Origin of the sequence: Halomonas sp. 3F2F, assembly GCF_014897805.1 — a bacterium.
Taxonomy (GTDB): domain Bacteria; phylum Pseudomonadota; class Gammaproteobacteria; order Pseudomonadales; family Halomonadaceae; genus Vreelandella.
The window spans coordinates 1-15,680 of the sequence record NZ_JABUZE010000074.1 but is presented as its reverse complement, the minus strand read 5'-3'; the positions used below and the strand labels follow the sequence as shown (position 1 = coordinate 15,680).

General features: G+C 51.3%; 11 protein-coding genes and 2 tRNA genes. 9 read left to right on the top strand and 4 right to left on the bottom strand.

The genetic code is table 11. The annotated features are described in order from the left end of the window. The coding region (locus tag INT21_RS08715; protein ID WP_226930617.1) for a BapA/Bap/LapF family large adhesin at positions 1-2,405 on the top strand (2,405 nt) is incomplete at its 5' end. 152 nt (positions 2,406-2,557) lie between these two features. Here the strand turns inward: INT21_RS08715 and INT21_RS08710 are convergent. Beyond that, on the bottom strand, positions 2,558-5,746 hold the full coding sequence (locus INT21_RS08710; protein ID WP_193060843.1) for a UDP-N-acetylmuramoyl-tripeptide--D-alanyl-D-alanine ligase: 3,189 nt from the start codon (positions 5,744-5,746) through the stop codon (positions 2,558-2,560). A gap of 216 nt (positions 5,747-5,962) precedes the next feature. Here INT21_RS08710 and INT21_RS08705 point away from each other — a divergent pair. From INT21_RS08705 to nadA, 3 genes are all read left to right on the top strand, one after another. Beyond that, positions 5,963-6,038: transfer RNA gene (locus INT21_RS08705), tRNA-Lys, on the top strand. A gap of 51 nt (positions 6,039-6,089) precedes the next feature. Continuing rightward, positions 6,090-6,165, top strand: a tRNA-Lys gene (locus INT21_RS08700). A 289-nt stretch (positions 6,166-6,454) separates the two neighbouring features. Beyond that, entirely contained in the window at positions 6,455-7,483 is a 1,029-nt protein-coding gene (gene nadA / locus INT21_RS08695) for a quinolinate synthase NadA (protein WP_193060842.1), read from the top strand. A gap of 71 nt (positions 7,484-7,554) precedes the next feature. On the opposite strand, the gene INT21_RS08690 is transcribed toward nadA, so the two are convergent. Continuing rightward, positions 7,555-9,015 carry a M48 family metalloprotease gene (locus tag INT21_RS08690; protein WP_193060841.1) on the bottom strand — a complete coding sequence of 487 codons (1,461 nt, stop codon included), beginning with the start codon at positions 9,013-9,015 and terminating at the stop codon, positions 7,555-7,557. A gap of 183 nt (positions 9,016-9,198) precedes the next feature. Here INT21_RS08690 and INT21_RS08685 point away from each other — a divergent pair, with 183 nt between their 5' ends. Both INT21_RS08685 and INT21_RS08680 read left to right on the top strand, forming a co-directional pair. Next, positions 9,199-9,477 (top strand): sulfurtransferase TusA family protein, encoded by a 279-nt coding sequence (locus INT21_RS08685; protein ID WP_089039771.1) that lies wholly within the window; start codon positions 9,199-9,201, stop codon positions 9,475-9,477. After that, positions 9,474-10,571 (top strand): AI-2E family transporter, encoded by a 1,098-nt coding sequence (locus INT21_RS08680; protein WP_193060840.1) that lies wholly within the window; start codon positions 9,474-9,476, stop codon positions 10,569-10,571. Before INT21_RS08685 ends, INT21_RS08680 begins: the two co-directional genes overlap by 4 nt. Before the next feature lie 111 nt (positions 10,572-10,682). Here INT21_RS08680 and INT21_RS08675 read toward each other — a convergent pair whose 3' ends face one another. Further along, positions 10,683-11,156: a peroxiredoxin gene (locus INT21_RS08675; RefSeq protein ID WP_193085083.1), complete on the bottom strand. Its 474-nt coding sequence runs from the start codon at positions 11,154-11,156 to the stop codon at positions 10,683-10,685. A gap of 385 nt (positions 11,157-11,541) precedes the next feature. On the opposite strand from INT21_RS08675, the gene dapA reads away from it, so the two are divergent. The 3 genes from dapA (at position 11,542) to purC (ending at position 14,245) form a co-directional block, all read left to right on the top strand. After that, positions 11,542-12,426: a 4-hydroxy-tetrahydrodipicolinate synthase gene (gene dapA, locus INT21_RS08670; RefSeq protein WP_089039768.1), complete on the top strand. Its 885-nt coding sequence runs from the start codon at positions 11,542-11,544 to the stop codon at positions 12,424-12,426. A 76-nt stretch (positions 12,427-12,502) separates the two neighbouring features. Further along, on the top strand, positions 12,503-13,501 hold the full coding sequence (gene bamC / locus INT21_RS08665; protein ID WP_193085082.1) for an outer membrane protein assembly factor BamC: 999 nt from the start codon (positions 12,503-12,505) through the stop codon (positions 13,499-13,501). A 30-nt stretch (positions 13,502-13,531) separates the two neighbouring features. After that, positions 13,532-14,245: a phosphoribosylaminoimidazolesuccinocarboxamide synthase gene (purC, locus tag INT21_RS08660; RefSeq protein WP_193060837.1), complete on the top strand. Its 714-nt coding sequence runs from the start codon at positions 13,532-13,534 to the stop codon at positions 14,243-14,245. A gap of 111 nt (positions 14,246-14,356) precedes the next feature. Here purC and INT21_RS08655 read toward each other — a convergent pair whose 3' ends face one another. Continuing rightward, positions 14,357-15,097 (bottom strand): response regulator transcription factor, encoded by a 741-nt coding sequence (locus tag INT21_RS08655; protein WP_193068200.1) that lies wholly within the window; start codon positions 15,095-15,097, stop codon positions 14,357-14,359. Between the last annotated feature and the right edge of the window lie 583 nt (positions 15,098-15,680).

Below are 15,680 nucleotides of genomic sequence, written 5' to 3'. Positions count from 1 at the left end.
AGGTAACGGTGACGGCCACTGATGGTTCAGGCAACGAATCCGAGTCAACCCCCGCGACCGCACCGGATACCACCGCACCGAACCTGCCGGGCGTGACCATTGGTAATGGTGATGCCTTCCTTACCACCGATGATCTTGATGAGGATGGCAATGTCGAAGTCACCATCGACCTGACCGACACCAACGCCGAGATCGGTGACACTCTGACCGTCAATGGTGTGGAAACCACCTTAACAGAGGAGCACATCAACGCTGAGGAAGTAGTGACCGAGGTTGAAGCGCCGGAGGGTGGTGGGACCCTGGAAGTCACGGCCCACTTGGCCGATGCTGTGGGTAACGTATCCGCCCCCGGTACTGCCAGTGCCACAGCGCTAATAGATGGTGAAGCAACCGCTAATTTAGGCAACCAGACCAGCCTGGACTACACGCCGGATAGTACCTCTGAGGTGCAGGTAATCGATCTTCTGGATAGCTTCCCAGAAGATGCGGGCACCACCGTGATTGTTGGAGACAATGAGGACTTCAACGCCTTCTCTGGGGATCTGGAGGTCGAGGTCAGTCAAGTTGGGCTATTGGCAGTGGCCGGTGCCTTCCGTGTCGATGTCTACGATGCAGGCGGTAATCTCGTGCACACCGCAGCCACCGCGGACAGTCCCTTGGTCGGTGATGTGGCCGGCCTGGGTATATTGGGGCTAACGGATGACGGAGCGCTAACCACAAAGGTTACCGGGCTGGAACCTGGGCAGTATCAGGTCATTGTGCGCAGCGATGAGAGTGCATTGAACCAACTGGTCGGCGATCTCACTCTGTCGGAGTTGGGCGATAGCGGTGTTGTGCTGGGTGAAGAAAATCAAGAGGTGGTGCTGGGTGCCGTGGAGGATGCCCTGAATGGCACTGTTCCTGTTCTTGACCTCTTGGGTCTTGGCTTAGGCACTGTCGTTGTCGGAATCCTAGAGCCAGTACTGGATACCACGACAGAGCTAGGGGCTGGAGAACTGGTCGATACCATTGTCGGCGGCTTGAACGATCTTGGCCTGACCTATCTGGTAGATGAGGTGCTCGATGCAGTTGCTGATGCCTTGCTCACCGAGACCCTGACGCTGCTCGAGCAGACCGAAATTACCACCACGCTGACCGAGCACGGCCTGGAGGGCGATGGTATCGCTGAAGGCACCGTGGACACGGGGGCTGGGGTAGTTGGCAGTGTGATAACGGAAGTCGCCAATAGCAGCGGACAAACCGTGCAACTGGAGGCTGGCACGGCAACCATTGCGGGGCTCTACGGTGATCTGGTGATCAATGAGGATGGCAGCTACACCTATACCGCCAATGGAGATATCGCCTCGCTAAACCAGCAGGAGACGTTTACCTACACGGTATCCGATGGCGACAGCCAGGCAGAGGCGGAGCTCACTGTTACGATCGAGGGCGAAATTCCGTTCTCGGCTAGTGATGATACCGCCACCATCGATATCGAATGGACAAACGTCACTGATAACGACTTCCACCAGGATGAGGGGTCGGCCAGCTCCGTTCTGCTAGTCTTGAACTTACCCTATGAAGGTGAAGAATTCGAGATCGAGCCTAATATGGAGCTGTCAGGCGTCGTTATCGCTTCTTCGTCGGTTAATCTTCTTGGCGGTGGCAACCTTAACATCCAGCGGCTTGACGATAACGAAAATTGGGAAACGGTTCACTCTCAAGAGTTCGGCAACTTGGTGGGTGTGGCTAATGAAGTAGCCAGTATCGATATTGCTGGACTGGATCTCGACCCCGGAACTTACCGAGTCCATTCACAGATCACTGGTGTAACAGCAGATGTCAACATCGATGGTAGCTTTGCCGCTACCTACCTTGATCAGTTCGAGTCCGCTTTCGTACCGGTATCGGGCAATCTGCTGGATAACGATGAGGCGATAGGCGCAAGTTTGGAGATCCTTGAGCCGGATACGGGGGACTATGTTGAGATCGGTGATGAGCCGATAACGATCGAAGGAGATTATGGCTCCCTGACCGTGGATGCCAACGGCAACTATAGCTACACGCCAAACGGTGACCTGGAGCACTTCACTGAGCCGCACTCGGAGGCGTTTGTCTACCAGCTTACCCACCCCAACGGCAGTACGAGTGAGGAGGCTACGCTGATCATTGAGCTTGAAGCGGTCGATGGGGAGGCGAGCCAACTCGACGATGAAGGCATTGCTGCGATGAGTACCTTCAGCCTTAGCGATATGGACTTCGGTGATGACACCGAAGAGCTGGTATTCCCTGAGTCTGAGGACAGCAACGAAGAGGAGGAGCAAGTAACGAGTGGTACTGATGGCTTTGAGGAGGTGCCAATGGGCGACTTCTCCGAGCCGAAGAATCCGCTTGACGATGAGTTTGATCAGACTCCTATGATCTGATTAGTACTCTAACGTTGGCATAACTGCCAAAGCACCGGGCCTTCGGGCCCGGTGTTGTTTTGAAGTTATTTGAAATCATCCATGAGACGATAAGCAGCGTTCAACATTAGGCCGTTGTGGGCTGAGTCGCTACGCGCTGTATTCGGCCATGATTAGGCAGTCTCGCTTTCCAGCCAAGCAACGATTTTATGCATTCCTGTGCTGTTTGAGCCTTTTACGAGCACACCGTCGCCATCGTTGAAGGTATCTGCCAGCACTGTTTTTAACGCATCAATAGACGCCACGTGGGCACCTTGCTGCGTAGCAGGCAAACGCTCCCAGAATGTTCGGTAATGGGGCCCAACGACATACAGTGTGTCGATTTTAGTACGCTCGACAGCCTCTAAAAGTGCCGTGTGGTACTGCTCGGCTGATGGCCCCAAATCTTCCATATGCCCCAGAATGGCAACTCGTTGTCCTTCAACAGCGAGATGTCCCAGTCGATCCAATGCTGCGGCCATTGAGCCTGGGTTGGCATTGTAGGCATCATTGATTAGTGTGAATTGGCGACCCTTAAAACGAATAAGTTTCTCCTCTCCACGGCCGGGTAATGGGCGGAATGTTTTTAAGCGTTCTAGTATTGATGCTAGCGGATAGTCTAGTGCCGTAATGACGGCTATTACTGCAAGGCTATTCAAGGCCATATGGTGGCCTGCTGCTCCAATTTCCACGCGTTCCTGTGGGCCGCCGTAACGTGACAATGTGGCAACCTGCGTTACGTTTTCATAGCTAATCAGTCGTATGTCACTCTGCTCGTGTTCGCCAAACAATATGACGCGTTGCTCGTTCTTAATGGCGGCCGAGTAGACCATTTCAAACTCGAGCATATCTCGGTTGATGACAGCGATCCCACCCGGTGACATACCCTCGAAAATGGCGCTTTTGACGCGAGCAATATCAGCCACTGTGTGTGAGCTACCTATATGCGCCGGATGGACGTTTAGGAAAACAGCAACATGCGGCCGTGCCATTCTGGAACTGGTCGGCATTCTGCCGACTGCCATTTCTAGTACTAGGTGTGGCACATCCCATCCTGCTGAAGATAGGTTCCAGGCAACGCCATGCGGTAAATTTGCATTGTGTGCACTGGCATAAACGTCACCTCGGGTTGCTAGCGCATGTGCCAGCATAGCCACGGCCGTCGTTTTACCTGAGCTTCCAGTCACTCCGACAACAACACCGCTCAGCTGATTTCGAGCATAGCGGCCAAGGGCTAAGATTGCCTCCCCGATGTTGTCGACCTCAAGTATTGGGAGTTCGTTGCTTTCTAGCGCCATCGTGGATGATGAGGATGAACTCACCATGATACCTGCTGGTGTTGGTAAGGTGCTCACGCGACTTGGCAGAACGCCGACCTTCTCACCCTCGCCTCTCACAACCACGAGGTCGCCACCACAAACGCTCGGAGCGAAATACTTAACTCCCTTTGCGAACCAGTCGTGTGTAGGCCGTCGAAGCCAGCGCCCCCCTGTGGCTGCTTCTATGTGATGGGCATTCCAGGCGCGGTCGTTGACCACTGGGTAGGGGGCGCAGGGCGCTTTTAGATAGTGGGTCAAGAACGCAACATACCCTGACAAATAGTGCTCCACATCATCGATACGTACACGGAAACTGTGGTGGCGAATAAAAAAGCTACCCATGATGCGCTGCGGGTTCTGAAAGTAGATAGCAAATTCTGGCCAGAAAAAACCATTGAGCAGGTAGTGTGCCCGTGCTTCTAATGCGCGGTAGAACTTCTTAAGATCAATTTGCTCCAGCAGGTGTTGATGCTGCTTGCTGGTTTCCAGGCGTGTAATCATTTTGTGAGCTGCCATCATCAATTCAAGCAGCGTTGGGAAAGTCGTAATACGTCCCATCACAAAATTAAGATGCCCTGAAACGTTTTTGATACCAAATTGGTAGTAACGCTCTTCTGGTCGGTAAAGAGTTAATTCATTGACGCAGTAGCTAAGCCAGTGGTCGTGAGTTTTCCAGTGGTCTTTTTCGATAAAATACTCAAAAGCGCTTACAACGGTGTTTAGCCAGCGTTCGTCTTTAGTAAGGCCGTATAGGCGCATTAGGCCGAAAGCGGCCTCGCCATCGTAGTATATGATACGAAACTCTTCTTTTATGCTGAGATCGTCGGCATTTAAAACGTGATGGAACTGGCCAGTGTCCTGATTTTGCATGCGCTGTATACCGAGCGCCAGCTGCTCCATAAGCGGCAAGTATTGCTGGTCATTAGTAAGCTCTGTGTATTTAACAAGGGCAAGCAAGCATACCGCGTTGCCGCCGAGCTTTATTTCGTTGTTGCTGTCTTGTAAGTAAGCGAGGGTTTCTCCAGAAGGTAAGGTATATTGGCGAATTAATTGGCTCGTTAAGTGCTCCATAGAGCGGTCTATTGCAGACTTTAACTCGCTACTTTGAGTGACTTCCCATGCTTCAAGCATAGAGTACGTGGTACTGGTGTGGCGAAGCGTATTGTAGGCGTTGATTTCTCTGTCGAAGCAGGGGTGAATGCCATAGATAAAGCGGCCTTTTGCATCGACCTGCTCTGCCAGGAATTGGCTGGATTGCTGGATTAATGAGGTAACCTGAGCAGGGTCTAGCTGCTCGATAATTCGCCGCCCGGTATTGCGACCTTCTTGACCGCCGCTATAGCCGTGAAGCAGTTCATGCGGTTTGTCGGGTTGCACTAAAATGGCTTGGGTGGTGAACAGCAGGGCTTGATCTTGGAGGGCTGGTAATGAGAAGTGCTTACCGTAGCGCTTCACACCATAGCTGAGAAAGTTTTTCTTGTTCAGTGCGGCTTTTGGCTGATTGCCACCTAGGTACAGCATGGCGTTTGCGTTGAGTTCTTGCTCAAGAAAGGCGTAGCGGAAGTTGGTATCTAGACAGACGCCATAGCGGAAATAGTTGCGCTTTACGCTTTGCATCTCTTTTAGGCAGTCGGCCCATGGCATGGCCCGCGTTCCGGTTACCCAGTCAATACGTAGCCAGCGTACCTTAGGCGACTCTTTAAATTTTCGTTGTTGCCAGTCGGCGAGCTTTTTCCACACCTCGGCTAGATGCTTACCTGAAAACTGCACCACGGTTGCTCGTTGCAAGCCATCCGTGAATGATAAAAAGAGGGTAAGTGATTTGTTTACTGATAAATGGGCTTTCGACAGCTCTGCTTCCAGTGGCGCTTTTGCCTGCACAATTAACTCTGAGAGTTTTTTTGTGGGGTGCTGCTTGATCAGGCTGCGTACCTGAGGCTGTTTGGCCTTTGGTTGGGCACTACGTGCGGCGGTAGGCTTTTTCACTGTTGGTTGCTGGCGCATGCTGTGCTTCTCTTTGTTAACGTCGCGAAAACACATGGGTATGGTGCGTTAACGCTTTATGTTTGGCTTAAATATCACATTTTAATTAGTGCGTGTCATTAGCGCCGGAGAGTAGCAACCCATGCTTTTTCTGGGTTAATTAGAAGTTTTGCTAATCAGCTTTAAAAGAACTTGCCAAGCGTAGGGGTGGTCTGTATTATATGCATCCGTTCGAGGGGGTCGTTAGCTCAGTTGGTAGAGCAGTTGACTTTTAATCAATTGGTCGTAGGTTCGAATCCTACACGACCCACCATTCGAACCAGTTTATAGCGCCAAGTGGTCAACTAGGTGCGTAGCAAAATTTGGGTCGTTAGCTCAGTTGGTAGAGCAGTTGACTTTTAATCAATTGGTCGTAGGTTCGAATCCTACACGACCCACCAAATTTAACGCCCCTGGTAGCTTGCTGCCAGGGGCGTTTTGCTATTCGGTGATGAAGCGTCCTAACGCACACTTTATGCTTGCAGCGGGCAACGATTTAACACCACAATAGTCTTAGTTATAGCTACCAATGATGTCTCGGTAGCGCTGCCCGCACTAATGGCGGGCAGAGCGATGAGTCACCGCGAGAGACGCAGCGACTCGTCGCATCGAGTGCGGCGTTTGCGGAGTGCACGCGCCGTGACCGGTGTTTAACAGGGGGATTCCCTGTTCGTCACAGTGGTAGACACGATGACTATTATGACTACTCAAGCTGAGCTTGACGCTCCGCTCCCCAGCCCGTACTGCCCCACCCGCATTCCTGCGGAAGATGAGGCGCGGGTAGCCGAAATCAAGCAGTTGCTAAAAGCACACAATGCGGTGCTCGTCGCCCATTACTACACCGATGATGCCATTCAACAGCTGGCTGAAGAGACCGGTGGCTGTGTTGCTGACTCCCTTGAAATGGCGCGCTTTGGTGCGCGGCACGATGCAACAACGCTGGTGGTTGCAGGTGTACGCTTCATGGGGGAAACAGCGAAAATTCTATCCCCAGAAAAACGCGTTTTAATGCCCACCCTGGAAGCGACCTGTTCGCTGGATATTGGTTGCCCTGCTGACGAGTTTAGCGCTTTTTGTGATGCGCATCCGGATCGTACCGTTGTGGTATACGCCAATACCTCGGCTGCTGTAAAAGCGCGCGCTGACTGGGTCGTCACCTCTTCGATTGCCGTCGACGTTATTGAGCACCTTCAAGCCAAAGGTGAAAAAATACTGTGGGCGCCGGATAAGCACTTAGGTGGCTATATCCAGAAAAAAACCGGTGCAGATATGCTGATGTGGGACGGTGCCTGTATCGTTCACGAAGAGTTCAAGGCAAAGGGGATTGAAGATCTTAAGCGTCTTTATCCTGAAGCCGCTGTACTGGTGCACCCAGAGTCGCCCGATGCCGTGGTCAAACTGGCCGATGTGGCAGGTTCAACCTCTCAGTTGATCAAAGCCGCGCAAACGTTGCCCAATGACAAACTGATCGTTGCTACTGATCGCGGTATTTTCTTTAAAATGCAGCAGGCGGTGCCCGATAAAACGCTATTTGAGGCGCCCACAGCAGGTAACGGTGCGACCTGTCGTAGCTGCGCACATTGCCCGTGGATGGCGATGAATGCTCTGGATAACTTGGCGGGTGCGTTGCGTGACGGTAGCGGTGAGATTTTTGTTGATGACACGCTGCGGTGGCAGGCGTTAAAACCATTAGAGCGAATGCTGAACTTTAATGCCTAGTGTATAAACTCTCCATGGCAGCAAGGCGACAGCCCGAATGCGATAAGCATGCGGGCTGTTTTTTTGAAACATCAAAACTTCTCTAGTGCCTCGCGGTATTCAATGAACGCTTCCCTACGTTGTTCGATACGCGCCAGTGCCTGTTGATCATTCTCTTGCTGTGCGGCATCTTTGGCGATGCTCAACTGACGAATGCCGCGGTCAATTCTGCCTGTTAGCTGTAAGTGTTCTGCTCGCGCTAAGTGTCCCCAGCCGTCATAGCCGCTTCGTCCGGCTGCTTCGGCAAGAAGATTGAACCCTTGAGGGGTTTCAGGGTGCTGAGCAGTAATATCACGTAATAACTCATAAGCTGCTTGAGGATCGCGCTGGAGCTGGGCTTCGGCTAACACCAATTGAGCAGGTAAGTAGTTGGGCATGATGCGCAGCAGGCGCTGGCTACGCGTAATAGCCTCCTCATAGCGTTGTGCTTCTAGCGCAACGGTGGCGGCAGAAGCCGGTAGCATGCCATAGTCAGGTAGCTCGCGGGCCAATTGGTCAAGGGTTTGCAGTGCGTTGTCTGTTTGGCCATTGCGGGCTGCCATTAGCGCTGATAGGTAGCGTTGCGCTTGTTCTTCGCTATCCTCTTGAGCAAGTCGTGACGCAGCTTGTTGCGGTGTGTTGTGGTAAATGCTCAAAAGTGCGCGGGCGCGCATCATGTCGTATAACGTGTCGCTGGTATAGGCGTCGGCAATATTTAGCTGTGATGCGCGTGCTTGAGCATCACTTAGTCGGCTATCGCTCACCGGGTGGGTAAGTAAGAACTCTGGTGGTGTGCCGCCCTGGAGTCGTGCCATCCGTTGCATGGCACTGAACATACGTACCATCGCATCTGGGTTGTATCCAGCACTTGCCATTGCCTGCAGGCCAACCCGGTCGGCTTCTTGCTCAAAGCGTCGTGAATAGGACAATTGGTCTTGAATGAGCGCCGCTTGGGAACCCATAGCAGCGGCCATGCCCGCATCGCCGCCACCGCTGGCGGCAATGAGCATGCCTGCCAGCATGGCGGCCATTGCAGGCAGCTGTGTTTGCTCCGCACGTGCACTGCCCCTGGCGTAGTGTCGTTGAGATAGGTGGCCCAGCTCGTGGGCGATAACCGACACAAAGGCTCCCTCATCTTCAGCAAAGGCGAATAGCCCTGAATTGATACCTATGACCCCGCCAGGGACTGCGAAAGCATTGAGAGAGCCGTTATCAACCATCACGGTCGTTGTGCGAAGGTTGCCAAGCTGGCTGTGGGGAGCAAGGCGTGCAACTAGACTATCTAGGTAGTCATTTACAATAGGGTCTTGCCACTGTGGTGCTTGGGCACGAAATTGACGAAGCCAAGCGCGCCCCAGGCGATACTCTTCGTTACTGACAGAGGTTGAAGCGCCACCTAGGCTTGGGAGCTGATAATCGTCGAAGCCAAAGCTGGGTGGGCTAACACTGGCGACACTCAGCATGAACGCTAGCGCGTAGGCTCGGCGAGAAAGTGTGAATCGAAGGTGCAGCATGGCATCCTCATGGTGTTCCTGATATTCAAGTAATATACGCAGCAAACAGCGGTGTGACATTGATTCAGGCAGGTAAGTGCCGTTAAATCAAATTCTCAGCGACCGTTTTAAAGAAATAGTTTATGTAACAATGCCGTATTCAAGTAAGTATTTTGATCAAGTAGGTATTTTGGGGGAGAGGGTATGTCCGAGCACACAGAGTCCAGGTCAAACGCTAGCATTAAGCCCGATACGGTGCTGGATGCTACCGGGTTGCACTGCCCGCTGCCATTATTAAAAGCCAAACAGGCATTGGCTGGGCTGGCCCCTGGTCAATTGCTTGAAGTAAGAGCAACGGATGCTGGTTCGTGGCGTGATATGGCATCTTTCACCGAGCTTAGTGATCATGTGTTAGAAGCGCGCGAGCAGCATGGCGATATGTACTATTTTTGGATACGCAAAGCAGGGATGTCTCACTCATGACCATGCGCACTATTCTGAAAAGTTGGATTGATCGCTACTTTTCAGACGAAGAGGCGTTAATTCTTCTCTTGGTATTGGTAGCTGGTTTTGCGGCCATTATTTGGTTTGGCAGGATGCTGGCGCCGTTCTTCACCGCGCTGGTGATCGCTTTTTTACTGCAGGGCGTAGTGAGTGCCTTGACGCGGCGCGGTGTGCCTCATTTGCTAGCGGTCATTGTTGTGTTTGTGGCGTTTGTTAGCGTGTTGCTAACAATGGCCTTTATTTTGATGCCGCTGATATGGAATCAACTTGTCGGGCTTGTTCAGGAGACGCCGCGTATGTTTGCTAGCGGCCAAGGGTGGTTAGACGAACTTCAGGCCCGTTATCCTAATTTAATCACTCCCGATCAAATGCAGAGCTGGATAGGCGTTGCCAGTCGGGAAATTAGCCAGCTAGGACAGCGTGCATTAACGCTGTCACTGGCATCGCTCGGCAATATTATGTCGTTGATTATTTACTTAGTGTTAGTGCCGATACTGGTATTCTTCATGCTAAAGGATCGCCAGTCTTTGGTAGGTTTTACGCTGTCGTTGCTACCGCAAAAGCGTACGCTGTTAACGCGTATTTGGCATGAGATGGATCGTCAGATTGCTAATTACATACGCGGCAAATCGATAGAGATTATTATCGTTGGTACGGTTGCTTTTTTTACCTTCGCTTTCTTTGGCTTACCTTACACCGCCTTGTTAGCAGTGCTGGTGGGATTTTCTGTTCTGGTGCCATACATTGGAGCGGCGGTAGTCACCATCCCAGTGGCAGCCGTTGCCGGGTTTCATTTTGGGATCAGTGAGCAGTTTGCTTATGTGGTTGTCGCTTACGGCGTTATTCAAGCGCTTGATGGGAATGTGCTTGCACCGGTGTTGTTTTCAGAAACGAATAATATTCACCCGGTTTCCATTATTGTCGCGGTGCTGTTTTTTGGTGGTATCTGGGGGTTCTGGGGCGTTTTCTTTGCGATTCCCCTGGCCACCCTACTAAAAGCACTGGTTTATGCATGGCCAAGAGGAATAGCCGAGAGAGAAGGTGAAAAGCAGCTTCCATTGGCTGAACATTAGCAGGCGCCACCTGACCGTAGTACGTGAAGCGCGAACGGAAAAATTGCCTGCGAATCAGTCGCGGCACCGCTTCGCGCTGTACCCGCCCAGGATGCGGTGCTCCTGGTTTTGTTAGTTGGCGTGAAGCGCTTCTGCTGCTGTTAGTACGTCATCAACATGCCCTGGTACCTTAACGCCGCGCCACTCTTGAACAAGCTTACCCTCGCTGTCGATTAGGAAGGTACTGCGCTCAATGCCAAGATGCTCTTTGCCGTACATCTTTTTAAGTTTGATAACATCAAAAATCTGGCATACGGTTTCGTCCTTATCGGAGATAAGCTCGAAGTTAAAATCTTGCTTGGCTTTGAAGTTCTCCTGAGCACGGATACCATCTCTAGAAACGCCGATAATAACCGTATTGGCAGCATCGAATCGTGGCTTGCGGTCTCTAAAGTCTCCGCCTTCGGTAGTGCACCCCGGGGTGCTGGCCTTTGGATAAAAATAGATAACCACCTGCTTGCCACGCAGCTTAGACAGCGTCACCGTCGTATCGCTAGTGGCTGGGACAGAAAAGTCAGGTACCGGGTGATTGAGTTTTACAGACATGAAGAGCTCCTTTAATGAGAGGGTTTACTTAGTTGATTACACGAAAGTAACGCTATTATGTCAAAGCGAATAGGCGCCCAGTAATGAGCAGGTGAGAAAACTCTCAGCGCTTTGCGCTGTACAGGTTCGAGCCGCCTGAGTACCATTTGCTGTCTGTCGCCTCCCTTGGGACGACAGCAAAGTGTTCAAAGCATAAAATGGCAGTAGGTTAAATCGCCCCGATAGTGCTCGTTCTAGTGGTCAAAGCTCTTGTGGACAGTCTCTTGTGGGCAGTCTCTTGTGGACAGGCTCTTATAAATAGAGCCCTTATGGTCGAAGCTTCTCGATTTTCAATGAACATCGTCAGTAGCTTAATTTTATAATTTGGCAGGTGAGGAAAAAACGGATGATCACAGGCAGCATTGTCGCCCTGGCGACGCCGATGAAAGTCAATGGCGACATCGACTGGGAGGCGCTTCGTCGCCTGGTGAACTTCCACCTCGATAATGGCACTGATGCCATTGTCGCAGCGGGCACCACGGGCGAACCTACTACCATGACGTTTGCTGAGCACTTTGATGTGATCCGCAGCGTGGTAGAAGAGGTGAATGGTCGTATTCCGGTGATCGCCGGCACGGGAGCGAACGCCACATCAGAGGCGGTTGAGTTAGCGCGTTACGCTAGCGAAGTCGGCGCAGATTACTGTCTATCGGTTTGTCCTTACTATAACAAACCGACTCAGGAAGGCCTCTACCAACACTTCAAAGCGGTGGCTGAAGGAAGCAAACTGCCGGTAATTCTTTATAACGTTCCCGGCCGTACCTGCTCTGATCTGTACAATGAAACGGTAGTACGCCTAGCCGAGGTGAAGAATATTATCGGTTTGAAAGATGCTACCGGGAACCTTGAGCGCGCAGAGGATCTAATTACCCGCTTGAAGGGCAGCGACTTTATGCTCTACTCCGGCGACGATGCCACCGCCTGTGACTTTATGTTGATGGGTGGCCACGGCGATATCTCGGTGACTGCGAACGTAGCGCCCAAAGCGATGCATGAACTCTGCGCTGCAGCCGTAGCTGGTGATTCGGATAAGGCTCACCAAATTAATACGCGTTTGATGCCGTTACACACCAATTTAGGCATTGAAGCGAATCCGATTCCGGTTAAATGGGCACTGCATCGCATGGGATATATGGACGCAGGGATTCGTTTGCCGTTGACCTGGCTGTCGGAAAAGTACCACGCCACTGTCAGTGAAGCGCTGCAGCTGGCGGGCGTCGTAGAGGAGTAATTCGACGTAACCCCTTTGCTACTCGGCGTACGTTGATGCGCCGAGTACTCGACCTGTTGACTGTAAAGGTGGCTTGATGAGCCCTGTTCTTGAAAAACGTTTGCTTGAAAAACGTGCGCTTAAATGGATACCGCTGGCTCTCGCAACGGCTGTCACGCTTGCTGGATGCGCGCGCGACGATGGTTACTATCACGACCGTAATTTGGATTATACTGAAGCTACCCCAGCGCCCCCCTTAGTACTGCCAGAAACCCGCAATCCACAGCGTTACCGTGATGCCATGCCGGTGCCCCAGGTAGCGGTGCAAGGTAGCCGTATTGATGAGGCGGCCGAGATTGCTCCCCCCCAGACGCTGACAATTGGCAGTGGTTTAGAACCTGAATTTGTAGAGCGTCGTCAGGTCGGTGATCAGACTTGGTTGGTGGTCGCGGCAGATACGGGAACTGTCTGGCCTCAGTTAGAAGCGTTCGCGAATAGTCGCCAGCTAGGTGTTCAGCAAAGCGATGCGAATCAAGGTGTCATAGTGACCTCTCAAGCCACGTTGAAGCTACAAAGCGCGCTCAGGGCGGGCAGTAGTGAGGTGCGCTGTGAGCAAGTAGGGCAAAGTGTGACTGTGTGTCTTGATGCCCTAGAGCAGTACTTAGGCGCACGCAGTGCCACTGCTAGCGCATCTTCTTGGACTGCACAACGACTCGCACAAGATCAGACGCTGCAAATGCGCCAGCAGGGCGACGCGTGGGAAGTTGTGATCCCTCAATCCATTGATCGTGTTTGGGCAGAGCTGGACCACTATCTTGAGCTCGACTTTAGTGTCGAAGGGCAGCGCGACCTATTAGCCACTTCTGCTGAAAACTATGAATTCCTGGTTGAGTACATGACCGAGACTGAGCGAGGTCGCAACCCGCTACAAATTGTCTTCAGTCCCGATGTGCGTCGCATGTCGCAGCAAATTCGTCTAGCTCTTCAGCCTGATGGTGATAAGACCATTCTGCGTGCGATTAATGCCAGTGAGCGTAGTTTAACTGCTGACGATCAGCGCGAGCTGCTTGAGCGAGTCTCCGGCTACCTACGTTAATTTTTAATTTTGAAACCCTTCGGAGCCCCTATGGAAAAGCGCCAAGAACTCTACGCTGGTAAAGCGAAATCCGTTTATACCACCGACGACCCTGACTTGTTGGTACTGCACTTTCGTGATGATACCAGTGCTTTCGATGGCAAAAAGAAAGAGTCACTGGCCCGCAAAGGCAAAGTGAACAACATCTTCAATGCTTTCATTATGCAGCGCCTGGAAGAGGCAGGGATTCCTACCCATTTTGAGAAGCAGCTTTCTGATACTGAAAGCCTAGTCAAAAAAATGGAGATGATTCCTGTTGAATGCGTCGTGCGCAACATTGCAGCAGGTGGCCTAGTTAAGCGCCTGGGTGTGGAAGAGGGCATCAGTTTGAATCCGCCCACCTTTGAATTGTTCTTAAAGAACGATGAAAAGGGAGACCCCATGATTAACGAGTCGCTAGCAGAAACCTTTGGCTGGGCAACCCCCGAACAGCTGGCGAAAATGAAGTCACTTACTTTTAAAGTGAACCATGTGCTTAAGCAGCTGTTTGCCGAAGGCGACATGTTGCTAGTCGATTACAAGCTTGAGTTTGGAGTCTTCAAAGGCGATGTAGTCCTTGGCGATGAGTTCTCCCCGGATGGATGTCGTTTATGGGATGCCAATACGCGAGAAAAGCTTGATAAAGATCGCTTTCGCCAGGGGTTAGGTGGTGTCATTGAAGCGTATGAAGAAGTAGCACGACGGATTGGTATTCATATTGATTAATGCCGTAGCATATATGTAATAAATGTTTGTGCTGATATGCTCGCATAGTAAAAACCCGCTTAGGATACTGCTTCCGAAGCGGGTTTTTCTATTAAACTCTGATAGTGTGCTTTAGTCGTCTGAAGACTCTGCAGTTAGTTCATCAAGTGCCTGTAACCGATAGCCATAGCCATAAACTGAAACAAGGTTCCAACCAAATTCCGACGTTAGACTAAGCTTTTTGCGCACTCGGTGAATATGAACGTCTAGCGTACGAGTGCCAGGCGGATCACTTTTACCCCATACATATTCATATAGGTAGGAGCGTGAAAGCGGACTTCCTAACTGGTTTAGTAGAAGAAAGGCTAACCGAAACTCCTGCCTCGTCAACGATACTTCTTCTCCGTCCACGTAGGCTGTTTCACGATTGGTATTGAGCTTAATGCGGCCAAACTCTAATGTTTGCTGCTGAGCAGCACTTGGCGTGCGGAGCGAGTGGCGACGGGTTGACGCATAGGCTCTTGCGGCCAGTTCGCGCGGCCTAAAAGGTTTGCTGATGAAGTCATCAGCCCCCGCGTTCAAGGCTTGAATAATATCGGCTTCTTCCTGCCTCAGGGTCACCATTAGGACAGCAGGAATAATCTGTAGGTAGGTTTTCATCCAATTGAGCAGCGCAATACCAGTGCCGTCGGGCAGGTGCCAATCAAGTATGACTAAATCGAATGTATTGCGGCTAGCGGTATGAATAAATGCCTTACTGGTTTCGAATGAGTAGATGTTCGCCTCTATACCTCGCTCGGCAAAGCCATCCATAAGCGCTTTTTCAATGCGCTCTGATACCACCTTCTCATCTTCTACTACTGCAATGCGCATAGGCTGTATCCAAGTCAGGTCTCGTCAGTGAAAGTGAGCAGCATAGGTTGCAAATCTGTTCCTAGATCTAAAAAGCATCAAGGCAGCATAGTTAGATACTTGCTCTCCTGAAATATGAGCTTTGCAAGTAGAAAAGCTCGTTAAGTGCCTGCCCAGTAGTGTTTAGTATCCCTGAACTTTTCCTCTGTTGATGCTGCCGCAGCGGTATGACCAGCGCCGAACGTGATCGAAATACGTGGCAGGTCAGCTGCTGCCCAGAATACGCATGTCGGCTGAAATGTAAATTGATGAGTTCAGTTGCTATGTGAATTTAAATTAACAGCAGGTTTCCTTAAGTCTGGTCTGTTTTCTGTAAAGGGATTAGTAAGTGCTTACTCTTCATCTGGTTAAGGTACTAGGCGATTCTTAGTTGGCATGCATTTTTTCTACCTTAGAGCCCATTAAAAGAGACTAAAAAAACTCACTGACTAGGCTGTTAATATTGATTAATAATGTGGAGAAGAGTAGTTCCCTGTGCTAGCTTCAATGTTAAGAAGTGTTTGAACCGCCCCGGCTTTACCGGAGACTCCATATCTTGAGAGGA

What these genes read in the sequence shown, in the direction of transcription:
- INT21_RS08710 (WP_193060843.1), bottom strand. Translation starts at nt 5,746, where the DNA reads ATGCGCCAGCAACCAACAGTGAAAAAGCCTACCGCCGCACGTAGTGCC.
- nadA (WP_193060842.1), top strand. Translation starts at nt 6,455, where the DNA reads ATGACTATTATGACTACTCAAGCTGAGCTTGACGCTCCGCTCCCCAGC.
- INT21_RS08690 (WP_193060841.1), bottom strand. Translation starts at nt 9,015, where the DNA reads ATGCTGCACCTTCGATTCACACTTTCTCGCCGAGCCTACGCGCTAGCG.
- INT21_RS08685 (WP_089039771.1), top strand. Translation starts at nt 9,199, where the DNA reads ATGTCCGAGCACACAGAGTCCAGGTCAAACGCTAGCATTAAGCCCGAT.
- INT21_RS08680 (WP_193060840.1), top strand. Translation starts at nt 9,474, where the DNA reads ATGACCATGCGCACTATTCTGAAAAGTTGGATTGATCGCTACTTTTCA.
- INT21_RS08675 (WP_193085083.1), bottom strand. Translation starts at nt 11,156, where the DNA reads ATGTCTGTAAAACTCAATCACCCGGTACCTGACTTTTCTGTCCCAGCC.
- dapA (WP_089039768.1), top strand. Translation starts at nt 11,542, where the DNA reads ATGATCACAGGCAGCATTGTCGCCCTGGCGACGCCGATGAAAGTCAAT.
- bamC (WP_193085082.1), top strand. Translation starts at nt 12,503, where the DNA reads ATGAGCCCTGTTCTTGAAAAACGTTTGCTTGAAAAACGTGCGCTTAAA.
- purC (WP_193060837.1), top strand. Translation starts at nt 13,532, where the DNA reads ATGGAAAAGCGCCAAGAACTCTACGCTGGTAAAGCGAAATCCGTTTAT.
- INT21_RS08655 (WP_193068200.1), bottom strand. Translation starts at nt 15,097, where the DNA reads ATGCGCATTGCAGTAGTAGAAGATGAGAAGGTGGTATCAGAGCGCATT.